We start from the raw sequence: 20,199 nt of genomic DNA on the forward strand, positions 1-20,199 counted from the left end.
GGATAGGTCAGCGGAAGACGACGGTCCGGGTGCCGTTGAGCAGAACGCGCCGCTCGCAGTGCCAGCGCACCGCGCGGGAAAGGGCGAGCGCTTCGGCGTCGCGGCCGACGGTGGCGAGCGCGCGCGGCGAGTGCGAGTGGTCGACCCGCTGCACCTCTTGTTCGATGATCGGGCCTTCGTCGAGTTCGGGGGTCACGTAGTGCGCGGTCGCGCCGACGTACTTGACGCCCCGGTCGTAGGCCTGCGCGTACGGCTTCGCGCCCTTGAAGCCGGGCAGGAACGAGTGGTGGATGTTGATCGCGCGGCCCTGCAGCTTCTGGCACAGCTCGTCGGAGAGGACCTGCATGTACCGGGCCAGCACGACGACGTCGATGTCGTGCTCCCGCACCAGGTCCAGCAGCCGCTGCTCGGCTTCCGGCTTGGTCGCCGGGGTCACCGGGATGTGCTCGAACGGCAGTCCGGCGGCTTCGGCCATCGGGCGGAGGTCCTCGTGATTCGACGCCACGAGCGCGATTTCCGCGCCGAGCGCGCCCGCGCGCCACCGGAAGAGGAGGTCGTTGAGGCAGTGCCCGGCCTTCGACACCATCACCAGCAACCGGTCCGGAGTGCGGTCGGAGAACCGGTACCGCATGGCGTAATCCCGGGCGACGAGGTCGAACTCGCGGGTGAGATCGTCCACTGTGGCCGGTCCCGAGCAGGTGAATTCGGTGCGCAGGAACAGTTCCCCGTGCACGTTGTCGTCGAACTGCTGGTGCTCGACGATGTCGCAGCCGTTGCCTACGAGGAACGTCGTCACGGCGTGCACGATCCCGGAGCGCTCGGGGCAGTGCAGGGTCAGGGTGAACTGGGTCAAGACTCCTCCTCTCGGTATTCGAGCGCCGCGTCGGCGAGCCAGGCGGCGAAGTAGGGAGCGAAAGACTGGCGCACGAGCACGGTGAACTCGCCCGCTTCCCGCACCAGCAGGACGATCCCGGTGCGGGCCAGCAACGTCTGAACACAGGTGCCCGGCGGCGCGGCTTTCGGATGGAGGTCGATCGCGCAGCCGTGCGCCAGGACGTCGCGGGCCGCTGGTCCGGCAAGCTGCACGGTGGTGCGCTGCGCGGACACGTCGGTGACCGCGCCGACGGTGATCGCTTCTCGCAGTGCTTCTTCGGTGCCTTCCGGAGCGCCGAGCACTAGGTACTCGTCCGGTCCGAGCCACAGGACGTCGCCGATACCGCTGGTGAAGCGGCACGGCTCCGGCAGCGCGGTGCCGAGCACTGCAGCCGCGGCGTCGTGGCCTTCGCGGATGCGGACGTTCAACTGCGAGACGAACGGGCGTTCTTCGGCGAGCAGGGCTGGGGCACTGCTGGCGAGCAGGCCCGCGTGCTCCGCGAGCGGAGACAGGGTTTCAACCGTCACGGCGGGTCCCCTCCTTGTCGTAGAGCACGGATTCGGTCACCGTCACCGGAACCACCTCGTCGCCGACCGGGACGTACAGCGTCTCCCCGATTCGTTCCCGTCCCGAGCGGACGAGGGCGAGCGCGAAGGTGCGGTCCAGCGCGGCGCTCGGGTAGCTGGAGGTGACGTGGCCGAGCATGCGCACCGGCGGGCGCGGGACGTGCGCGGTCTCGATGATCTGCGCGCCCTCCGGCAGCAGCACAGTGGGATCGACCGGCAGCAGGCCGACGAACTGCTTGCGGTCCGGGCGCAGGTTTTCCGCTCGGGAGAAGGACCGTTTGCCGAGGAAGTCGGCCTTCTTCTTGGATACCGCCCAGCTCATGCCGAGGTCTTGCGGGGTGACCGTGCCGTCGGTGTCCTGGCCGATGATCGGGTAGCCCTTCTCCGCGCGCAGGACGTGCATGGTTTCGGTGCCGTACGGCGTGCTTCCCCGCTCCGCCAACGCTTCCCAGAGCGCCAGGCCGTACCAGGACGGGACGTTGATCTCGTACGCCAGCTCGCCGGAGAAGCTGATCCGGCACACCCGCGCCGCGATCCCCGCCACCTCGGCGTCGCGCCAGGTCATGAAGCCGAACGCGTCGTTGCTGACGTCCAGCTCCGGCGCGAGCCCGGCCAGGATCTCGCGCGAACGCGGGCCGACGAGCGCGACGGTGGCCCAGTGCTCGGTGACCGAGGTGGCGAACACGCGCAGGTGCGGCCACTCGGTTTGCAGCCACTCCTCCATCCAGTCCAGCACCATCGCGGCGTTGCCGGTGGTCGTGGTGACGAGGAAGCGGTCCTCGGCCACGCGGATGACGGTGCCGTCGTCGATGACCATGCCGTCGACGCCGCACATCACGCCGTAGCGGATCCGGCCGACCTTCAGCGTGCTCATCAGGTTCGTGTAGAGCAGGTCGAGGAATTCGGCGGCGTCCGGGCCTTGGACGTCGATCTTGCCGAGCGTGGAGCCGTCCATCATCGCCACGTCGGTGCGCGCGGCCAGGCACTCCCGCCGTACCGCCGCGTGGAGATCCTCGCCGGGTCGCGGGTAGTACCACGGGCGCTTCCACTGGCCGACGTTCTCGAACTCGGCACCGTGCTCGACGTGCCAAGGGTGCAGCGCGGTGACGCGGACCGGGTCGTGCAGTTCGCCGCGGTTCCGCCCGGCCAGCGCGGCGAAGGCGACGGGCGTGTACGGCGGGCGGTAGGTGGTCGGGCGACGGTCCGCTAGGTCGACGCCAAGGGCTTCCGCAGTGATCCCGGCGGCGAGCATGCCGGAGGTTTTGCCCTGGTCGTGCGCGGTGCCGATGGTGGTGTAGCGCTTGACGTGCTCCAGCGAGGCGAGGCCCGCGCCGGTCGCGCGGAGCACGTCGGAGACCGTGGCGTCGCGCTGCAGGTCCACGAAGCGGGTGTCCACATCGGACTCCGCGCCGGGGATCTGCCATTCGACGGCGGGGGCCAGCTCGCGCGGCGGTGCGTCGGAGACCGGGAGCGGGATGTCCGCTGGTGCCGCGAATCCGGCTCCGGCAAGGGCTTTCCCCGCCGCCGCTCGGCCTTCTCGCACGCAACCGGCGAAGTCGAAGGTGCCGTTCGCGCTGCCTGCCACCCGGGCCGTCGGGAGGTCTCCGTCCGGGAGGTACGCGCCGAGCGCGGGTTCGTAGCGCAACGGACCGCGCTGCTGGCTGAACAGGTGGACCGCCGGTGTCCAGCCGCCCGAGACCAGGAGGGTGTCGCACGGAATCAATTCCCCGCCGACGCGGACGCCGGTGATGCGCTCGGTTCCTTCGGTCGCGGTGACCGCGGCACCAGTGCGGACCTCGATCCCCCGTTCCGCACACGCTGCGGCCAAGTTTTCCGGTGCCGCCTGCCGAACGTCGACCACAGCCGGGACTTCCGCCCCGGCGTCGGCGAGGTCGATCGCGGTGGCGTAGGCGGAATCGTCCATCGTGAACACCACTGCGCGGCGGCCGGGCAGGACGCCGTACCGGTGCAGGTACGTCCGCGCGGCGCTGGCGAGGAGGATGCCGGGACGGTCGTTGTCCGGGAACACGATCGGGCGTTCGTGCGCGCCGGTCGCGAGGACGGTCTGCCGCGCGCGGATGCGCCACACCCGCTGGCGGGCCGCGCCGGATGTCCGGTGTTGCACGGCGAGGACGAAACCGTCGTCGTAGGCCCCGAACGCGGTGGTCCGGTCGAGCACGTGCACGTCCGGGGTCGCGCGGAGTTCGTCGGCGAGCGCGCGGGCCCATTCGACGGCGGGCTTGAGGTCGAGGTATTCGTTCGAGCCGAGCAGCGAACCGCCGGGCTCGGGCTGGTCGTCCACGAGTACGACCCGGGCCCCCGCCCGCGCCGCCGTGCGAGCCGCGACCAGACCGGCCGGGCCCGCGCCGACGACCAGCACGTCGCAGTGCAGGTGCTTCGCGTCGTACCGAGCCGGATCCGGCTCGGTCGCCAGCCGGCCTTGCCCGGAGAGGCTGCGCGCGACGAGACCGTCGAACAGCTCGACGGTGGTGGCGGTCCGCATCGGCTCGGGGAACGGCTTTTCCAGCTGTACCACCGCGTTCGGCTCTTCGACGCCCGCCGCCATGATGCCGCGCGGGCGGCCGAGCTTGACGCTCCTCGCGACCTGGTGCACGCCGTGGGCGAGCAGCGCGGACGCCAGCGTGTCGCCGGGGTGTCCAGTGAGGACGCGGCCGTCGAAGGTGAACTGCAGCAGGGTGTCGCGGTCGAGGTGGCCGCCGCTGGGGAGGCGGAAGGTCATGGGATCACCGGCCGGGGTTCGTCGAGGCGGTAGACCGCCGCGAGTTCGTGGGTGCGGGTGTCGCGGACGGCGTTGAACCAGCGGCGGCAGCCCGCGCTGTGCGTCCAGCGCTCGGCGAGCGGACCGCTCGGATTGGCGCGGAAGAAGACGTACTTCGCCCACTCCTCGTCGGACAGCGCCGCCGGTTCCCGCGGGTACGCGACGTGGGCTTGGCCGCCGTAGTGGAATTCGGTCTCCTCGCGGGGACCGCACCAGGGGCAGGGAATCAGCTGCACAGTGGCTCCTAATGCGCGACGGCGGCGGCGCCGTGCTCGTCGACGAGCGCGCCGGTGGTGAACCGGTCGAGGGTGAAGGGTTCGGCGTACGGGTGCGGTTTGCCCTTCGCGACGGTGTGCGCGAAGCAGTCGCCGACGCCCGGCGTGGCCTTGAACCCCCCGGTTCCCCAGCCGCAGTTGAGGTACAGGTTCTCCACCGGGGTCAGCCCGACGATCGGCGAGGCGTCCGGGGTCACGTCCACGATGCCCGCCCAGGTCCGCAGCAGGTGTGCCCGCGCGAACACCGGGAACAGCTCCAGCGCGGCGGCCATCTGGTCCTCGATGATGTGGAACGCCCCGCGCTGGCCGTAGCCGGCGTAGGAGTCGATGCCCGCGCCCATCACGAGTTCTCCCTTGTGCGCCTGGGAAACGTAGACGTGCACGGCGTTCGACATCACCACCGTCGGGTGCACCGGTTCGAGCAGTTCCGACACGAGCGCCTGCAGCGGATGCGACACCAGCGGCAGGTCGATCCCGGCCATCTTCGCCAGCACCGAACTGTGCCCGGCCGCGCACAACGCGACCTTCCCGGCGGCGATCCGGCCCCGGCTCGTCTCGACCGCGACGACCTTGCCGTCGCGCGTGTCGAGGCCGGTGACCTCGCAGTTCTGGATCAGGTCGACGCCCAGCCCGGCGGCCGCGCGGGCGAAACCCCAAGCCACGTAGTCGTGTTTGGCGATTCCGGCGCGCGGCTGGTAGGTCGCGCCGAGCACCGGGTAGCGCACGTCCGGCGAGGTGTTCACGATCGGGCAGAGTTCCTTGACCCCGTCCGCGTCGACCCATTCCGCGTCGATCCCGTTGAGCCGGTTGGCGTTCACCCGCCGCACGCTGTCGCGGACGTCCTGCAGGCTGTGCGCGAGGTTGAGCACGCCGCGCTGGCTGAACAGGATCGGGTAGCCGAGGTCTTCTTCGAGGCCCTCCCACAGCTTCAGCGAGTGCTCGTAGATGCCGGAGCTTTCGTCCCACAGGTAGTTGGACCGGATGATCGTCGTGTTGCGGGCCATGTTCCCGCCGGCGAGCCAGCCCTTCTCCAGCACCGCGACGTTCGTGATGCCGTGCACCTTGGCGAGGTAGTAGGCGGTCGCGAGGCCGTGCCCGCCGCCGCCCACCACGACGACGTCGTACGCGCGCCGCGGTTCCGAGTCCCGCCACAGGAAATCCGGGTGGTCCGGGAGGTCCGCGCCCGGGGGACGCGGCTGGTCCGTCGTGGTCATTCCCGCTGGCCTCCCGTATCGGACAACTGGTCGACTACTGATATATCAATCTTCGCTGTAGAGTAGGGCGGGTGAGCACCCCGGTCAACCACGTCATCCCGGCCACCGCCCCGTCGCTGGCCGAACGCGCCTACGAGTTCCTGCGCGACCGTCTCGTCATGCTCGACCTCAAGCCGGGCGACCCGATCAACGAGGAATGGGCGGGCAGCGCGCTCGGCATGGGCCGCACGCCGATCCGCGAAGCGCTGAAACGCCTCGAGACCGAACGCCTGGTGGTGGCGTACCCGCGCCGCGGCACGTTCGCCACGGACGTCAACATCTCCGACCTCGCGCACATCTCCGAGGTCCGGCGCACCCTCGAACCCACGGCCGCCGCGTCCGCCGCCACGCGCGCGACCGACGAGGACCGGGCCCGGCTGGTCCAGCTGCGCGATCAGCTGGATTCGGCCACGCCAAGGGAAAACGCCGACCTTCTGCGCACCGACCTCGAACTCCACCGCGCGATCTACCACTGCGTGCACAATCCGTTCTTCGAGGACACGCTGGTCCATTACGACAACCTCGCGACCCGGATCTGGTGCGTGTTCCTCCCCCGGCTGCGCGGCATGGCCGGCCACGTGGACGAGCATTCGCCTCTGCTGACGGCGATCGTCGAGGGGGACGCGAAGAAGGCTTCCGCGCTGACGCTCGACCACGTGACCGGGTTCGAGAAGGCGATCCGCGCGCTGATCTAGGGACTCACGAGTCCCCGGCCTTCGAGCGCACCCAGTCGTGGAACTCGCCGATGTGGTGTTCGCTCGGGACCAGCACGCCGCCGCGGGCGTACGCGCGTGAGCCCATCGCCTGCTGGCACCGTTCGCACGCCTCGAAATCCTGCTGGTTCACCCGGTGGAACAGCTCCACCGAACGGTCCAGGTCCGCGCCCGACTCGACCACCTCCGGCAGGTACAGCCAGTCGCAGCGGACCAGGGTGCGGTCCGGGGCCAGCGGGAACATCCGGTGCACGATCACGTGGTCCGGCACCAGGTTCACGAACACCTGCGGCCGGATCGTGATCGCGTAGTACCGCCGGTCCTGGTGCTCGCCGACGCCCGGCAACCGCGCCACGCCGTCGCCGCCGTCCACGGTGAACCCGGTGACGTCCGAGCCGAATTCCGCGCCGTGGCCGACGAAATACTGCGCGGCGTAGCCGTCCGCGAACTCCGGGAGCACCTCGGTGAGTTCCGGGTGGATCGTCGCGCAGTGGTAGCACTCCATGAAATTCTCGATGATCTGCTTCCAGTTCGCGCGCACGTCGTACTCGATGCGGCGGCCCAGCGCCAGATTCTCGATGCCGTACGCCTCGATTTCGCCCGGCCCGCCGAGCCGTTCGCTCACGTCGGCCTGCACGGTGTCCGCAAAGGACGGTGCGTCCTCGGCGAGGCAAACCCAGGCGTAGCCGAGCCATTCGCGCAGCTGCGCGCTCGTCAGGCCGTACTCGACACGGTCGACGTCGGGCATCCCGGTGAGATTCGGTGCGGCGACGAGCTTTCCGTCGAGACCGTAGGTCCAAGCGTGGTACATGCACTGGAAAGCGCGTTTCACCGAGCCCTTCTCGTCGGTGCACAGCCGCGCGCCGCGATGGCGGCACACGTTCAGGAACGCGCGCAGAGCGCCGTCGCGCCCGCGCGCGATCAGCACGCTTTCGCGGCCGATCTGCACGGTCTCGAACGAGCCGGGCGACGGCAGGTCGGCGCTGCGCACCGCGCAGAACCAGCCCGCTTCGAAGATCCGCTCCTGCTCCCGGGCGAAGACCGCCGGGTCGGTGTAGTGCGCCCCGGGCAGAGTCGGCAGCAGGCTCTGCGGGAGGTCGATAGCGGTCACCGGCAGGGCTCCTCTCGAACAGTCTCGATGTTGCGTATTACGCGTCTTGTTGCCCTCTACGGAACAAGATGAGGCTCAGCCGGGGCGCTGTCAAGCACCCTTCCCGGCACCGCACCCGTTCGCCGGAACCGCCTTCGACCACGGCTTTCACCCGGAACCGCGCTCCGAAAAACTCCACCCCGGAACCTCTTGACGGCGCCCCTCCGACACACTCAGACTCTGTTGCGTATCACGTCGGGTGTTCCTCAATACGCAACAATCCCCAGCTTCGGAGGAATCAAATGCTGCGCGCGTGCACAGTGGACGAACTGCCCCCGGGCGAGTCCGTCCGGATCGCGGGGCCCGAGCCCATCGCCGTCTTCAACGCCGACGGCGAGCTGTACGCGATCGGGGACACCTGCACCCACCAGGACGCGTCGCTGGCCGACGGCTGGCTCGAAGGCTGTTTCGTGGAGTGCCCGCTGCACGCGGCGCTGTTCGACCTGCGCACCGGCCTGCCGTCCTGCCTGCCGGCCAAGCAGCCGGTGCGCACGTACGACGTGCAGATCGACGAGGGCGTGATCTACGTGCTCGCCGACGCCGCCGAGGACGCTGCGTGAAAACGGTCGCGATCGTCGGCGCTTCGCTCGCCGGTGCCCGCGCCGCGCAGGAGCTGCGCGCACAGGGGTTCGACGGTCGCGTGGTGCTCATCGGCGAAGAGCCGCATCTCCCCTACGACCGGCCGCCGCTGTCGAAAGCCTTCCTCGCCGGAACCGCGTCGCGCGAGTCGCTCGAACTGCTCGACGCCGACGATCTCGCCTCCCTGGACGTCCGGCTCGGCACTCGCGCGGAACGGCTCGACCCGGCCACTGGCCGCCTTGTCCTCTCCGGTGGCGAACTCGAAGCTGACGGCGTCGTCCTCGCGACCGGTGGACGCGCGCGAGCCTTGCCGAGGACGGAATCCGTTGCGGGAGTTCATGTTCTGCGCACCCTGGACGACGCTCTCGCCCTTCGGGAGGAACTGGTCCCCGGCGCGCGAGTCCTGATCGTCGGCGGCGGGTTCATCGGGGCCGAGGTGGCTTCAACGTGCTCCAGCTTGAGCCTGGACGTCACGGTGCTGGAGGCGTTGCCGACGCCCCTGGCGCGCGTCCTGGGCCCGGAACTCGGCTCGATCTGCGCGCGCCTGCACGGCCGGAACGGCGTCGCTCTCCGCTGCGGCGCTTCGGTCGCCGGGCTGTCCACGCTCTCCGGCCGGGTCACCGGGGTGCGGCTGGAAACCGGCGAGAATCTGCCCGCTGACGTGGTCGTCGCCGGGATCGGCATGGTCCCGGCGGCCGAGTGGCTCGACAGCTCCGGGCTGGAGATCGGCAGCGGCGTGCGCACCAACACCGGTCTGGTCACTTCACTGCCGAACGTGGTCGCCGCGGGCGACGTCGCGGCATACGGACCGGCAGGCGTCCGGCACGAGCACTGGACGAACGCCACCGAGCAGGCCTCCGTCGCGGTCGCCAACCTGCTGGCCGGACAGGTGGTCCGGGAGTACGAGCCGAGCGGTTACGTCTGGTCCGATCAGTACGCGGGAACCCTGCAGCTCGCCGGGCATCCCTCCCCCGGCGACGAGGTGCGCTTCGCCGACGGCGGTCCGGACGACGAGTCCTTCCTCGCCACCTATCACCGCGACGGCCGGACCGTGGCCGTGTTCGGGCTCAACAACCCGCGCGGGTTCGGCCGTCTGCGCCGGCAAGCGCTGCGGCGGCCGATCCCCGTCGGGTGATTACCGCACGACCTGGACCACGTCGCCCGGCTGCAGCGTGTTGAAGAACGCCACCGCGTCGGCGTGGGACAGGTGGACGCAGCCGTGCGACTGGACCTTCAGACTGCCCTGATGGAACGCCACCCCGGTGCTGGTGAAGAAGACCGAGTACGGCATCGGGCCGTGGAACTGCTTGCTGTAGTGGTGAAGATCCTTGTACTGCACGCGGAACGTGCCTACCGGCGTCGGGTACGCGGGCTTGCCGACGGTGACGCGCACGCCGCCGCGGGTGACCTTGCCGTTGTCCATCAGCCACGCCGTGTTCGCCGACAGCTTCAGGCACGCCTTCGCCTGCGCGCCGCACGGCGGTCCCGCAGCCTCCGCGCTCGCCGCGAATCCGATCGTTGCCGCCATCGCCGCGATACTGGCCAGCATTGCCGTGAGTTTCCGGTTCATCCTGTGCCTCCCGAGACGGTCGTACATTGGATCTTTCCCAGAGAGGACAGCTTTAAACCAGAAGTGCGCCCATGTGGGTGATCTCTAACGAGACCGCCAGGCGAGCGGCGACGTCGCCAGCGCGGCCGCGGCGACGCGCCGGGCGGTTTCGGTGAAGAGCCCGGCCTGCGCCGACGCGAGCCATTCGTCCACTGTGGAGACTCCGGCAGCCTGGTATTCGAGGGCCTGGAAAAGCATCTCGAGTTTGTCGGCGTCTTTCGCGCACCGTGCCTCGGGCGACTCGCGAGTTTCGTACTCGTCTACCGCCGCCTGCACGGTTTCCGCCGAGGCGCTCGGCAGGCCCGCGGTCTGGTCCGCCGTGATCGCCCGGGGTTCCGGCTTCGCCAAGTACGGCGCGGCCGTGTGCGGCAGGTCGCCGGTGCGGGTCTCCTGGGTGTCGTGCCACAGCGCGAGAAACGCCGCGCGCTCGGGGACCGCGCCTTCCTCGGCGGCGAGCAGCGCGGCCAGCTGTGCCGCCCGGAGGCTGTGCTCGGCCACCGACTCGGGGTCGCGGACCCCCGCCTGCCACCAGCCCGCGCGGCGGACCCGCTTGAGCACTCCCAGCTCGAACCCGAACGCGGCCAGGCTTTCGGCGTCCATTCCGCGGTTCCCTTCCCGTGCCGGTCTCCGTGCCGACCCCGGTGCCGGAGCCTACGGGGCGTGGCATGCTGCCCGGACAACCGCTTCTTCCGCAGGAGGCCCCGCGTGAGCACTGTGCTGGTCGAGCACGACGGTCCGGTCACCACCATCGGCATCAACCGGCCGGAGCGCCGCAACGCCGTCGACCGCGCCACTGCCGAGGCACTGGCCGACGCCTTCCGGGAATTCGACGCTTCGGACGCCTCGGTCGCGGTGCTCCACGGCGTCGGCGGGACCTTCTGCGCGGGCGCGGACCTCAAAGCGGTGAGCGAAGGCCGCGGCAACCGCACCGAGCCGGACGGCGACGGCCCGATGGGCCCGACGCGCCTGCGGTTGCGCAAGCCGGTGCTCGCGGCGGTGTCCGGGCACGCCGTCGCGGGCGGACTGGAGCTGGCGATCTGGGCGGACCTCCGGATCGCGGACGAGACCGCGGTGTTCGGCGTGTTCTGCCGCCGCTGGGGCGTTCCGCTCATCGACGGCGGCACCGTCCGGCTGCCGCGGCTGATCGGGCGGAGCCACGCCATGGATCTCGTGCTGACCGGACGGCCGGTCGGCGCGGAAGAGGCGCACCGGATCGGACTGGCGAATCGCGTCGTGCCTTCCGGGCAGGCGCTGCCCGCCGCGATCGCACTGGCGCGGGAAATCGCCGCGTTTCCGCAGACCTGCCTGCGGGAGGACCGGGCGGCATTGCTGGAAAGCGAGTCCAAGACCGAGGAATCCGCATTGGAAAACGAATTCCGGCACGGGATTCAGTCCCTGAACGCGGATACCCTAGCGGGGGCCGCGCGATTCGCCGAGGGTGCGGGCAGGCACGGGTCGTTCGGAAATTAGTCGCGTCCGATTACCGTTGCACGGCAAGGCATATACCCGCGTCCAAACAGGCGGGAACGACATGCGGACATAGCGGGCATACGGCTCAAGGCCGCCTTTCCGGCCCGGTTACCCGCATTTTCCGGACTGCGCCGAACGAGTGAAACCGCACGCGAATCCCTTTCGGTTTTTTCCGGGCCGGTCACCATTACCTGCGACGACCGTTTATTATCGCGGCCGTATTCGGCGCTGGTCCGATCGAGCGAACGAAAAATTCGCTAAACGCACGTAGCGCCCAGGCCCTCGGCATCGATACAGATACGAGGCCGGGCGCCGCAGCGCGCTCGCACGGCCGCCAGGCCGTTCGCACCGCCCGCCTCCACCACAACAGAACCCCGCCCCCCGACCCGTCGCCGGCAGGCTCTCCGCCGGCGGACGCCGACCACCCGGCCTGACGAGGCCGGGCAATCGGTGCTTCCCGCCTCGGACCCCGCCCGCCGCTCTTCTGCTCTCTTCCCCCGCCGAGCACAAGACAAGAACCGAGGTTCTTCCATGACGTCGAACATCGAGCGTTCCAGCTCCTCGCCGTCGGACGACATCGCTTCCCGCCCGGCCGCCGGGCCCTGCTGCCGCCTCCGGGTCGCCAGCCGCGGCGCCTGCGGCGAAAGACCGCGCCCGCGGACGCTGTCCATCGTCATCCCCGCGCTGAACGAACGGGTCAACATGCCCCGCGTGCTGGCCGCGATCCCCCGTTCCGGGCTCGCTTCCCTCGGCTACGAGACCGAGGTGATCGTGGTCGACAACGCCTCGACCGACGGGACCGGGGAGGTGGCCGCCGCGCTCGGCGCGCGGGTGATCGTGCAGCCGCTGCGCGGGTACGGGCACGCCTATCACGCCGGTTTCGCCGCCGCGACCGGCGACGTGATCGCGACCGGCGACGCGGACTGCACCTATCCGTTCGACCACCTGCCCGGATTGCTGTGCACGATGGCGGACCGGCGGCTCGATTTCCTTTCCACCAACCGGCTCGGCCTCGGCAACCGCGAGGCGATGAAGCCCTCGCACCGGATCGGCAACCGGGTGCTGACGCTGATCAGCCGGCTCTTCTTCCGTTCCCCCTTCCGGGACTCGCAGTCCGGGATGTGGGTGTTCCGCCGGCACGTGTGGCAGCACCTCGACATCCGGTCCGGCGGGATGCCGTTCTCGCAGGAGATCAAGAACGACGCCTACCTCCGCGGTTTCCGCTGCGGCGAAACGCCGATCGAGTACCGGATCCGCGGCGGAGAAGTGAAACTGCACGCCGTGCGCGACGGATTCCGCAACCTGTCGCAGCTGGTCGCGCATCGGGCGCGTACCGTCCGCGGGCCGTCGAACGTGCTCTGCGCCGGCGAGGCCGAATGCGTCCTGGCGATGGCGGACTGAGCGTGGACGACTCCGCGGGGGAAGACCGGGGAAACGGCCGCGGCTGGCTGAAGTTCGCCGGCGCGGTTTCGGCGGTGGTGGTGCTCGGGGTCGTGACGGTCCTGGTGTGGCCCGCCGCGCGGGTGCTGTTCCGGCAATCCTTCACCGAGCAGCCCGAGACCTACACCGAGCTGTATTTCGTCGGCACGCCCGCGTTCCGGGACGGAACTGTCACCGCCGAGGTCGCGCTCGTGCGCCACGGTCCCGAGCACGCGGACTACACCGTGGCGGCCGCGCTGGAGACCTCGTCCGCGGACCGGCTCGCCGGGGTGTCGCGGCGCGTGACCCTCGAGCCCGGCCAGTTCACCACGCTGGACTTCCGCCTGCCGGTCCCGCCGGGGCACGTCGTGGACGCGATCGCGGTGAACGTCGCCGGCGGCACGGAGAGCCTCCGTTTCCGGTTGCCGGGCAACGCTTCCGCCACCAGAGGCAGACCGTGACGCCCCGCCGGATCGTCCAGATCACGCCCTACTACCCGCCGCATCTGGGCGGGATGGAAGCGGTGGTGCAGCAGCTGGCCCGGCACCAGGCGCGCCAGCACGACGTCACCGTGCTCACCACGACCGTCGGCGCCCGCGACTCGCCTCGGCGCGAGCGGGTGCACAACGTCGACACCATCCGCACTCCCGCGCTCGACGTCGCCCACACACCGGTGTCCGCCAGTCTCGTTCCCGCGTTGCTGCGCACACCGAAGACTTCGGTGTGGCATCTGCATGCCGCACACGCGGTGCTGCCCGAGCAGGTCGCGCTCGCCGCGGCCGCGCGCCGTCAAGCGTTCCTGCTCCATTTCCACCTGGACGTCGACCAGTCCGGGAAACTGGGATGGCTGTTGCCGCACTACAAAAGGCATGTTTTCAGCCGCGTTCTGCGGGCGGCGGCCGGGGTGCTGGTGCTGACCGAGGCGCAGCGGGAATTCGTCCGCGCCGCCTACCGGGTGGACCCGGCGCGGATTTTCACGGTGCCGAACGGAGTGTCCGCCGAGTTCTTCCTGCCGCCACGCGCGCGGCGGGAACCGGTGCTGCGCTTGCTGTTCGTCGGACGGCTCAGCCCGCAGAAGAACCTCGCCCGGCTCCTGCACGCGCTGGCGCTGGTGCGCCGGCCAGTCGAACTCGACGTCGCCGGGGACGGGGAACAGCGGCAGCAGCTCGAAGGAACTGTGCGGCAGCAAGGGATTCCGGGAGTGCGGTTCCACGGCCGGCTGCACGGTGCTTCGCTGCTGCAGCGGTACGAACAAGCCGATCTGTTCGTACTGCCCTCGGATCGCGAAGGGATGTCGCTCGCCGCGCTCGAAGCCATGGCCGCGGGGTTGCCAGTGCTCGCGACCGACGTTCCGGGGAACACCGAACTCCTGCGCGGCATCGGCGCCCTGGCCCCGGCCGATCCCGCCGCCTTGGCCGCGGCGATCGACGAATTCGCCGCGGACGAGGACTTCCGGCAACGGACCGCCGCGGCCAGCGCGGCGGCAGCCCGGAAGTTCGCCTGGGCCGAAGTGGCACAACAGGTCGAGGACGTCTATGCCGAGGTACTGCCGTGACGAGACCCAGTCAGCGCACCGTCGTGCTCGCGTCGGTGCTCGTCGCCGGTGCCGTGGAACTGAGCCCGTGGCGACCGGCCGTGCTGGCGGCCGTCGCGGGTTTCTGGCTGCTGTTCGGCGCTCCGGCCTGGCTGTGCCGCCGGATCTCCACCAGGATCGTCTCCACCCGCGAAGCCCAATGGTTGCTGGGCCTCGGTTTCGCGGTGCTGGCCGCGATGGTGGCCGCGCTGGCCGTCAACACCGTGCTCCCCTGGTTCGGCGTCTCGCGCCCGTTGACGACCGTATCCCTCACCGTGGCCCAGGCCCTGACCGCGGCGGCGCTCGCGTTCTTGGACCGACGCCTCACCGGTGCCTCGCCTCCCGTGCGCGCGCTGCGGTTGATGCCGGTGCGCGACGTCGCGCCCATCGCTGTTCTCGGGGTTCTTGCGCTGGTGGTCGCGATCGCCGGGGCCGTCCGCCTGAACAACGGGTTCACCGGCGCGACGAGCCTGATCGCGCTGGTCCTCATCGCGGCGCTGCTCGGGCTCCTCGTCCTCCAGGCGGGCCGTTACGGCGACGGGGTCATCGCGTTCGGAATCCTTTGCGCGGCAACGGCCTTGCTGCTGCTGACGTCTTTACGCGGCTGGTATGTCAGCGGGCACGACATCCAGCGCGAGTACCTGCTCTTCCAGCTGACCTCGACCAAGGGCTACTGGGACATCTCCGGCTATCCCGACGCGTACAACGCCTGCCTGAGCATCACTCTCCTGCCGACGTCGCTGGCCCAGCTGACCGCGTTGCCCGGCTTGGCGATCTTCAAGGTCGTGCTGCCGGCGCTGTTCGCCGCGGCGCCGGTCGCGGTGTACCGCACGACGCGCAATCTCACGTCGAAACGGGTCGCGCTCCTCGCCGCGATCTACTTCCTCGCGTTCCCCACGTTTTTCACCGACATGCCCTTCCTCGGCCGTCAGGAGATCGCGTTCCTCCTGCTGGGCTGCGCGGTCCTGGCGCTGAGCGACCGCACTACGCCGCGCCGCGCACGCCGGATCGCGTTCACCGTCCTGTTCGCCGGAATCGTGCTGTCGCACTACTCCACCACCTATGTGCTGATCGGCGTCCTGACGCTGGGCAAGCTCGCCAGCGGCGTCATCCGGGCGATCCCGCCGTTGCGCCGCCGGCTCGCCGAACGCGCGCCGAAGGAAGCGACCGACTTCGTCGCCTGGCCGATGATCGCCATCGCGGTCCTCTGCTCAGCGCTGTGGACCGGACCGGTCACCGGCACCTGGCATCAGCTCCAGCACACCGCCGTGGCCACCGCCCAGGACCTGCTCCATCCAGACCAGGTGCAACGCGGTTCCTCCGACACCGCCTACAGCATCTTCAGCTCCGCCCGGGTCAGCCCGCAGCAACGGCTGCGCGACTACGCCGATTCCACCCGGGCGCGTACCGGCGGCGAACCGCCCACGGCGTTGTCCGCGGCGACCACCCAGGTCGCCCCCGCAGACAATCTGCCGCTCACCGCGGCCGGTTCCGCCCTCGACCGGCTCGGCCTCGACGTCCCCCGCGTCAACGGCCTGCTCCGCACCCTGTGCGCGGATGCGCTGCAGGTGCTGTTGATCCTCGGGCTGGCCGGAACGCTCATCGCCACCGCGACGCTGTTCCGGCCGACGCACGACCTGTTCGTGCTCGCCGCCGGCGGCTTGGGCGTGCTCGCCGCCGAGATCGTCGTGCCGCAGCTCTCGGTGGACTACGGGCTCCTGCGCACGTTCCAGCAAGGACTGTTCGGATTCGCCCCCTTCATCGCGATGGGGTCGGTCTGGGCGCTGTCGTGGCTCAGAAAACGGTGGCGAACGCCCGCCGCGACCGTCGTGGCGCTGCTGCTGTTCCTCGACCTCACCGGCGCGCTGCCCCGGCTGTTCGGCGGCTATCCCGCGCAGCTGCACCTCGACAACGCCGGGCAGTACTACGACATCTACTACGCGCACCCGCAGGAACGCGCCGCCATCGCCTGGCTCGAACAGCACACCGCCGCGCAGCGAATCCAATCCGACCGCTACACGCTCAGCCGGCTCCAAACGCTGATCGACGGCCACCCGGGCGACGACATCTATCCGACGCTCGTGCAGCCGGGCTCGTTCGTCCTGCTCGGCTATCCGACTGTCCGCAAAGACGAGGTCACCGTGTTCTACCAAGGCGATCTCGTCACCTACAACTATCCGCTGCGGTTTCTCGACGCCACCAAAAACAAGGTCTACAGCAGCAACGGAACGAGTGTGTACCGATGACGTCTTCCCATCCGCTCCGGATCCTTCTCGTCTCGCACTACTACCCGCCGCACATCGGGGGAATCGAGAACGTCGCCGCCCAGCAGGCCCGGACACTGGCCGCGCGCGGCGCCGAAGTCACCGTGCTGACGAGCGCGGTGCCCGCTGCTTCGCCGGTCCCCGACGACGGTGTCCGCGTCGTGCGCGTTCCCGCGTTCAACCGGGTCGAAGACCGGACCGGGGTGCCGTTCCCGGTGTTCGGGCCCCGGCTGTCGCGCGCCGTCCGGGAATGGGTGCGGTGGGCGGATGTCGTCCACCTTCACGACACGCTTTACCAGTCCTCCTGGAGCGCGGGGCGGCGAGCCGCGCGGACCGGCACCCCGCTTTTCCTGACCCAGCACGTCGCGCTCGTCGAGCACCCGTCGGCGCTCGTGCGGGCCGTCCAGCACGCGGTGTACCGGACCGTCGGGCGGCGGCTGTTCCGCGCCAGCCAAGAGGTCTTCGTGGTCAACGATTCGGTCGGTGCCTTCGTCCGCCGGTTTCGGGGCAGCGACGCGGAACTGCTCCCCAACGGCGTCGACACCACCCGGTACCGCCCCGCTACGAGGGGAGAAATCGGCCTGTTGCGGAAACGCTGGCGGCTGCCCGGCGACCGGGTCCTGGTGCTGTTCGTCGGACGTCCGGTGCCGAAGAAGGGATACGACCTGCTGCTCGCTGCCCGCCACCACGACTACGACCTGGTCTTCGCCGGCGAACCGCCCCAGCACGTCCCCGCCGATCCCGCGGTCCACCACCTCGGGGCGCTGAGCCCCGGCGAGCTCAGCGGCCTCTACCGCGCTTGCGACGTCTTCGCCCTGCCCTCCACCGCGGAAGGATTCCCCCTGACTGTCCAAGAAGCCATGGCCTCGGGCCTCCCGGTCGTCACCACCGACGACCCGGGCTACGCCTCCTACGGACTCGACCGGACCCAGGTCGCGCTGATCCCCCGCGACGCGGACATCCTGCGCACGACCCTGCGCTCCCTCGCTGCCGATCCCGCGCGCCGCGAAGCCATGGGCCGCTACTCGACCGGTTTCGCCGCCGCACAGTTCTCCTGGCCGCACCACGTCCAGCGCCTCGAAGAGCGCTACCTCGCGGCACTCGGCCAGGCCGAGGTCCCGGCATGACCGCACTCGCCGGTCCCGTGCCGTCCTTCGCCGCCCGGCTGAAATCCGACCCGCTGGTGCGCAACTCGTTCTTCCTCATGGCCACGACCGCGCTCGGCGCCGGGTCCGGATTCGTGTTCTGGATCGTCGTGGCCCGGCTGTACCCGCCGGCCGAGGTGGGCTGGGCGAGTTCGCTGCTCTCGGCGGTGACCCTGCTGAGCTATTTCAGCGGGCTCGGGCTCAGCTCCAGCCTCGTCCGGCACCTGCCCACGACGTCGTCCCGCACCGCGCACGTCAGCTCCGCGCTCACCTCGGTGGCCGTCACCGGCACCGTGCTCGGGGCCGGATTCGCTCTCCTCGCACCGCTGGTCTCGCCCGGGCTGTCGTTCCTCAGCGGGTCGTTCCCGGCGGTCGTGCTGTTCGCGCTGCTGGCGATGGCCGTCGCGCAGAACCTGCTGACCGACTCGGTGTTCGTCGCCCTGCGCGCGGCGAAGTACAACATGCTCCTCAACGGCGTCCTGATGAGCGTGGTCAAAATCGGCCTGCCGGTCGTTTTCGTCGGCGCGGGCGCGATCGGCATCTTCCTGTCCAGCACGGTGGCCTCCGCGGTCGCCGCCGTCGCCAGCGTCGTCGTGATCCGGCGGCGCCTGCGCATCCCGGTGCGGCCTCGCCTCTACCCGGCGACGCTGCGCTCGACGCTGTCGTACTCGCTCGGCAACTACGCGTCCAGCTGCCTGAATCTGGTGCCCCTGCTGGTGATTCCGCTGCTCGTGCTGCGTTCGCTCGGGCCGGAAGCGTCGGCTGCCTACTTCGTGGCGTTCCAGATCGCCAACTTCGTCAACGCCGTGCCGTTCGCCGTGGGCGAGGCGCTGTTCGCCGAAGGCTCGCACGAACAGGAAGACCTCAAGCATCTCGCGAAACGCTCGGCGCTGCTCATCCTCGCGATCGTGGTGCCCGCCGTCAGCATCACCGCCGCCCTGGCGAAACCCGTGCTGACGCTGTTCGGCGCGAGCTACGCCGCCGACGCCCGGAACTGCCTCGTCGTCCTCGCGGTCTCCGCTTTCGCGGTCGCTTTCAACACGTGGTCCGGGTTTCTGCTCAAGGTGACCCGCCAGCTGCCGGCGATGAACCTGTCGAATCTGGTCTACGCGGCGGTCACCGTCGGCCTCGCCGCGCTCGGGGCGCAGCACAGCCTCGTCTGGATCGCGGCGGCCTGGGGCGTCGGCAATCTCGCGTCCGGCCTCGTCGCGGTCGCCGCGCTGGCCCTGCGCGGGTTCCGCTTGCCTCCGAACGACAAGGGAGGTTCGGATGAAGATCGCGCACATCGTCAACGTCGGCTTCGAAGCCGGCGGCGCGGAGCGTAGCGTCCGCCTCGTCGCCGACGGGCTGCGCCAACGCGGCCACCAGGTCCTCGTCGTGGCGACCGACCATCTGCTCGACGACCCCGCCGTCAGCGACCGGGAAGTCTTCGCCGACGTTTTGGTGCCCGCCATCCGCGGCGGCGCCGCCCGCCGCTTCGCCGGCTACTTCTGGCATCGGCCCGCGTACCGGCAGGTGACCGCCGCGCTGCGGTCTTTCGGGCCTGATGTGGTGCACCTGCACACCATCGGCGAGTTCAGCCCGGCCGTGCTCAGCGCGTCGGCGGCCTACCCGCGAGTGCTCACCGTGCACGGCCCGGAGGACTGGACCGGACAGCTGCTGTCGTGGAACCTGCGCAGCCGCACCGAAGGCCGCTCCCGACTGTCCATGACGGACACTGCACGGCTGGCTTATTTGCGGTTCCTGCAACGACCCGCCTACCTGCGCCGCCTGCGCACCGTCGACCGCGTGCTCACCCCGAGCCGGTTCCTCGCCGACGCCATCCTCCACGATCTGCCGCGGACACCGATCCACGTCGTCCCGAACGGCGTGCCCCTGCGGGCAGCCGAACCGGTCCCCGACGCCGCCCACGCGCTGTTCGTCGGACGGCTCGAACCGGTGAAAGGCCCGCACGTGCTCGTGGACGCGTTCGCGACCGTCGCCCGCCGCCTGCCAGGCGCCCGGCTGACGCTCGCCGGCGACGGCAAGCAACGGGCCGGATTGGAAAAGTCCGTCAGCGAACACGGTTTGGCCGACCGCGTCCGGTTCGCCGGATGGCTCGACGGGCCCGAACTGGCGGCGGCCTACCGCGCCGCTTCGGTGGTGGTGATCCCGTCGGTGTGGCCGGAGAACTTCCCGACGGTCGCGCTGGAAGCCCTCTGCGTCGGGCGGGCGGTCGCTGCCACCGACGTCGGCGGCATCCCCGAACTGGTCCGCCAGGGCCACAACGGGGTGCTCGTCCCGCCGGGGGAAAGCCGCGCCCTCGCCGACGCGCTCTCCCGGCTCCTCGGCGACCCGGCACTGCGCCGGGCCATGGGGGCGCGATCGGCCGGGCTCGCCTGTTGCCACAGCCTCAGCACCTTCCTCGACCGGCTCGAGCGGCACTACCAGGAGGTTCAGCCGTGAACCCCTCCTGCCGCCCCGGCGCCGCGGCGCAGCACCTTCTCCGCTCGACCCGGACGGCCCCGCCAGGAGGCCCGCTCATGCCCCG

The 20,199-nt window shown here is 70.3% G+C and carries 19 protein-coding genes; 11 read left to right on the plus strand and 8 right to left on the minus strand.

The window, feature by feature from the left end; all coding sequences use genetic code 11:
• Positions 1-7: 7 nt before the first annotated feature.
• Genes purU through ACZ7SW_RS08635 form a run of 5 tightly spaced genes read right to left on the minus strand, consistent with a single transcriptional unit; the run spans position 8 to position 5,708 of the window.
• A complete protein-coding gene (gene purU / locus ACZ7SW_RS08615; protein WP_470229756.1) occupies positions 8-853 on the minus strand; it encodes a formyltetrahydrofolate deformylase in 846 nt (281 codons plus the stop codon).
• Positions 850-1,401, minus strand: coding sequence for a sarcosine oxidase subunit gamma (locus tag ACZ7SW_RS08620; RefSeq protein ID WP_470229757.1), 552 nt, complete (start codon positions 1,399-1,401; stop codon positions 850-852). The genes purU and ACZ7SW_RS08620 overlap by 4 nt, the downstream gene beginning before the upstream one ends.
• On the minus strand, positions 1,391-4,180 hold the full coding sequence (locus ACZ7SW_RS08625) for an FAD-dependent oxidoreductase (RefSeq protein ID WP_470229758.1): 2,790 nt from the start codon (positions 4,178-4,180) through the stop codon (positions 1,391-1,393). Before ACZ7SW_RS08625 ends, ACZ7SW_RS08620 begins: the two co-directional genes overlap by 11 nt.
• Positions 4,177-4,455, minus strand: a complete 279-nt coding sequence (locus tag ACZ7SW_RS08630) for a sarcosine oxidase subunit delta (protein ID WP_470229759.1) — start codon at positions 4,453-4,455, stop codon at positions 4,177-4,179. Before ACZ7SW_RS08630 ends, ACZ7SW_RS08625 begins: the two co-directional genes overlap by 4 nt.
• 8 nt (positions 4,456-4,463) lie before the next feature.
• Positions 4,464-5,708, minus strand: coding sequence for a sarcosine oxidase subunit beta family protein (locus tag ACZ7SW_RS08635; protein ID WP_470229760.1), 1,245 nt, complete (start codon positions 5,706-5,708; stop codon positions 4,464-4,466).
• Positions 5,709-5,779: 71 nt separating this feature from the next.
• Between ACZ7SW_RS08635 and ACZ7SW_RS08640 the strand changes: the two genes are divergently transcribed.
• Positions 5,780-6,442: a GntR family transcriptional regulator gene (locus ACZ7SW_RS08640; RefSeq protein ID WP_470229761.1), complete on the plus strand. Its 663-nt coding sequence runs from the start codon at positions 5,780-5,782 to the stop codon at positions 6,440-6,442.
• A 4-nt stretch (positions 6,443-6,446) separates the two neighbouring features.
• On the opposite strand, the gene ACZ7SW_RS08645 is transcribed toward ACZ7SW_RS08640, so the two are convergent.
• On the minus strand, positions 6,447-7,571 hold the full coding sequence (locus ACZ7SW_RS08645; protein WP_470229762.1) for an aromatic ring-hydroxylating oxygenase subunit alpha: 1,125 nt from the start codon (positions 7,569-7,571) through the stop codon (positions 6,447-6,449).
• A 281-nt stretch (positions 7,572-7,852) separates the two neighbouring features.
• Between ACZ7SW_RS08645 and ACZ7SW_RS08650 the strand changes: the two genes are divergently transcribed.
• Entirely contained in the window at positions 7,853-8,170 is a 318-nt protein-coding gene (locus ACZ7SW_RS08650) for a bifunctional 3-phenylpropionate/cinnamic acid dioxygenase ferredoxin subunit (RefSeq protein WP_470229763.1), read from the plus strand.
• Positions 8,167-9,324 carry an NAD(P)/FAD-dependent oxidoreductase gene (locus ACZ7SW_RS08655; RefSeq protein ID WP_470229764.1) on the plus strand — a complete coding sequence of 386 codons (1,158 nt, stop codon included), beginning with the start codon at positions 8,167-8,169 and terminating at the stop codon, positions 9,322-9,324. The genes ACZ7SW_RS08650 and ACZ7SW_RS08655 overlap by 4 nt, the downstream gene beginning before the upstream one ends.
• On the opposite strand, the gene ACZ7SW_RS08660 is transcribed toward ACZ7SW_RS08655, so the two are convergent.
• Together ACZ7SW_RS08660 and ACZ7SW_RS08665 are read right to left on the minus strand one after the other, a co-directional pair.
• Positions 9,325-9,759, minus strand: coding sequence for a L,D-transpeptidase (locus ACZ7SW_RS08660; protein ID WP_470229765.1), 435 nt, complete (start codon positions 9,757-9,759; stop codon positions 9,325-9,327).
• Positions 9,760-9,843: 84 nt separating this feature from the next.
• Positions 9,844-10,398 (minus strand): HD domain-containing protein, encoded by a 555-nt coding sequence (locus tag ACZ7SW_RS08665; protein WP_470229766.1) that lies wholly within the window; start codon positions 10,396-10,398, stop codon positions 9,844-9,846.
• A gap of 105 nt (positions 10,399-10,503) precedes the next feature.
• On the opposite strand from ACZ7SW_RS08665, the gene ACZ7SW_RS08670 reads away from it, so the two are divergent.
• The 8 genes from ACZ7SW_RS08670 (at position 10,504) to ACZ7SW_RS08705 (ending at position 20,114) form a co-directional block, all read left to right on the plus strand.
• On the plus strand, positions 10,504-11,268 hold the full coding sequence (locus ACZ7SW_RS08670) for a crotonase/enoyl-CoA hydratase family protein (RefSeq protein WP_470229767.1): 765 nt from the start codon (positions 10,504-10,506) through the stop codon (positions 11,266-11,268).
• Positions 11,269-11,799: 531 nt separating this feature from the next.
• Positions 11,800-12,669 carry a glycosyltransferase family 2 protein gene (locus ACZ7SW_RS08675; RefSeq protein ID WP_470229768.1) on the plus strand — a complete coding sequence of 290 codons (870 nt, stop codon included), beginning with the start codon at positions 11,800-11,802 and terminating at the stop codon, positions 12,667-12,669.
• 2 nt (positions 12,670-12,671) lie between these two features.
• Positions 12,672-13,148, plus strand: a complete 477-nt coding sequence (locus tag ACZ7SW_RS08680) for a hypothetical protein (RefSeq protein WP_470229769.1) — start codon at positions 12,672-12,674, stop codon at positions 13,146-13,148.
• The gene (locus tag ACZ7SW_RS08685; RefSeq protein ID WP_470229770.1) at positions 13,145-14,242 is read left to right on the plus strand and encodes a glycosyltransferase family 4 protein; all 1,098 of its coding nucleotides are present in this window, start codon (positions 13,145-13,147) and stop codon (positions 14,240-14,242) included. The genes ACZ7SW_RS08680 and ACZ7SW_RS08685 overlap by 4 nt, the downstream gene beginning before the upstream one ends.
• Entirely contained in the window at positions 14,239-16,506 is a 2,268-nt protein-coding gene (locus ACZ7SW_RS08690) for a DUF2206 domain-containing protein (protein WP_470229771.1), read from the plus strand. Before ACZ7SW_RS08685 ends, ACZ7SW_RS08690 begins: the two co-directional genes overlap by 4 nt.
• On the plus strand, positions 16,503-17,651 hold the full coding sequence (locus ACZ7SW_RS08695; protein WP_470229772.1) for a glycosyltransferase family 4 protein: 1,149 nt from the start codon (positions 16,503-16,505) through the stop codon (positions 17,649-17,651). The genes ACZ7SW_RS08690 and ACZ7SW_RS08695 overlap by 4 nt, the downstream gene beginning before the upstream one ends.
• Positions 17,648-18,994: an oligosaccharide flippase family protein gene (locus ACZ7SW_RS08700; protein WP_470229773.1), complete on the plus strand. Its 1,347-nt coding sequence runs from the start codon at positions 17,648-17,650 to the stop codon at positions 18,992-18,994. Before ACZ7SW_RS08695 ends, ACZ7SW_RS08700 begins: the two co-directional genes overlap by 4 nt.
• A complete protein-coding gene (locus ACZ7SW_RS08705; RefSeq protein WP_470229774.1) occupies positions 18,939-20,114 on the plus strand; it encodes a glycosyltransferase family 4 protein in 1,176 nt (391 codons plus the stop codon). The genes ACZ7SW_RS08700 and ACZ7SW_RS08705 overlap by 56 nt, the downstream gene beginning before the upstream one ends.
• Positions 20,115-20,199 lie beyond the last annotated feature (85 nt).

The sequence above is a fragment of the Amycolatopsis sp. NPDC114484 genome (assembly GCF_055633755.1).

Coding starts and splice junctions, on each gene's coding strand:
- ACZ7SW_RS08660 (WP_470229765.1), bottom strand. CDS start 9,759: ATGAACCGGAAACTCACGGCAATGCTGGCCAGTATCGCGGCGATGGCG.
- ACZ7SW_RS08665 (WP_470229766.1), bottom strand. CDS start 10,398: ATGGACGCCGAAAGCCTGGCCGCGTTCGGGTTCGAGCTGGGAGTGCTC.
- ACZ7SW_RS08695 (WP_470229772.1), top strand. CDS start 16,503: ATGACGTCTTCCCATCCGCTCCGGATCCTTCTCGTCTCGCACTACTAC.
- ACZ7SW_RS08625 (WP_470229758.1), bottom strand. CDS start 4,180: ATGACCTTCCGCCTCCCCAGCGGCGGCCACCTCGACCGCGACACCCTG.
- ACZ7SW_RS08635 (WP_470229760.1), bottom strand. CDS start 5,708: ATGACCACGACGGACCAGCCGCGTCCCCCGGGCGCGGACCTCCCGGAC.
- ACZ7SW_RS08675 (WP_470229768.1), top strand. CDS start 11,800: ATGACGTCGAACATCGAGCGTTCCAGCTCCTCGCCGTCGGACGACATC.
- ACZ7SW_RS08700 (WP_470229773.1), top strand. CDS start 17,648: ATGACCGCACTCGCCGGTCCCGTGCCGTCCTTCGCCGCCCGGCTGAAA.
- ACZ7SW_RS08650 (WP_470229763.1), top strand. CDS start 7,853: ATGCTGCGCGCGTGCACAGTGGACGAACTGCCCCCGGGCGAGTCCGTC.
- ACZ7SW_RS08705 (WP_470229774.1), top strand. CDS start 18,939: ATGAAGATCGCGCACATCGTCAACGTCGGCTTCGAAGCCGGCGGCGCG.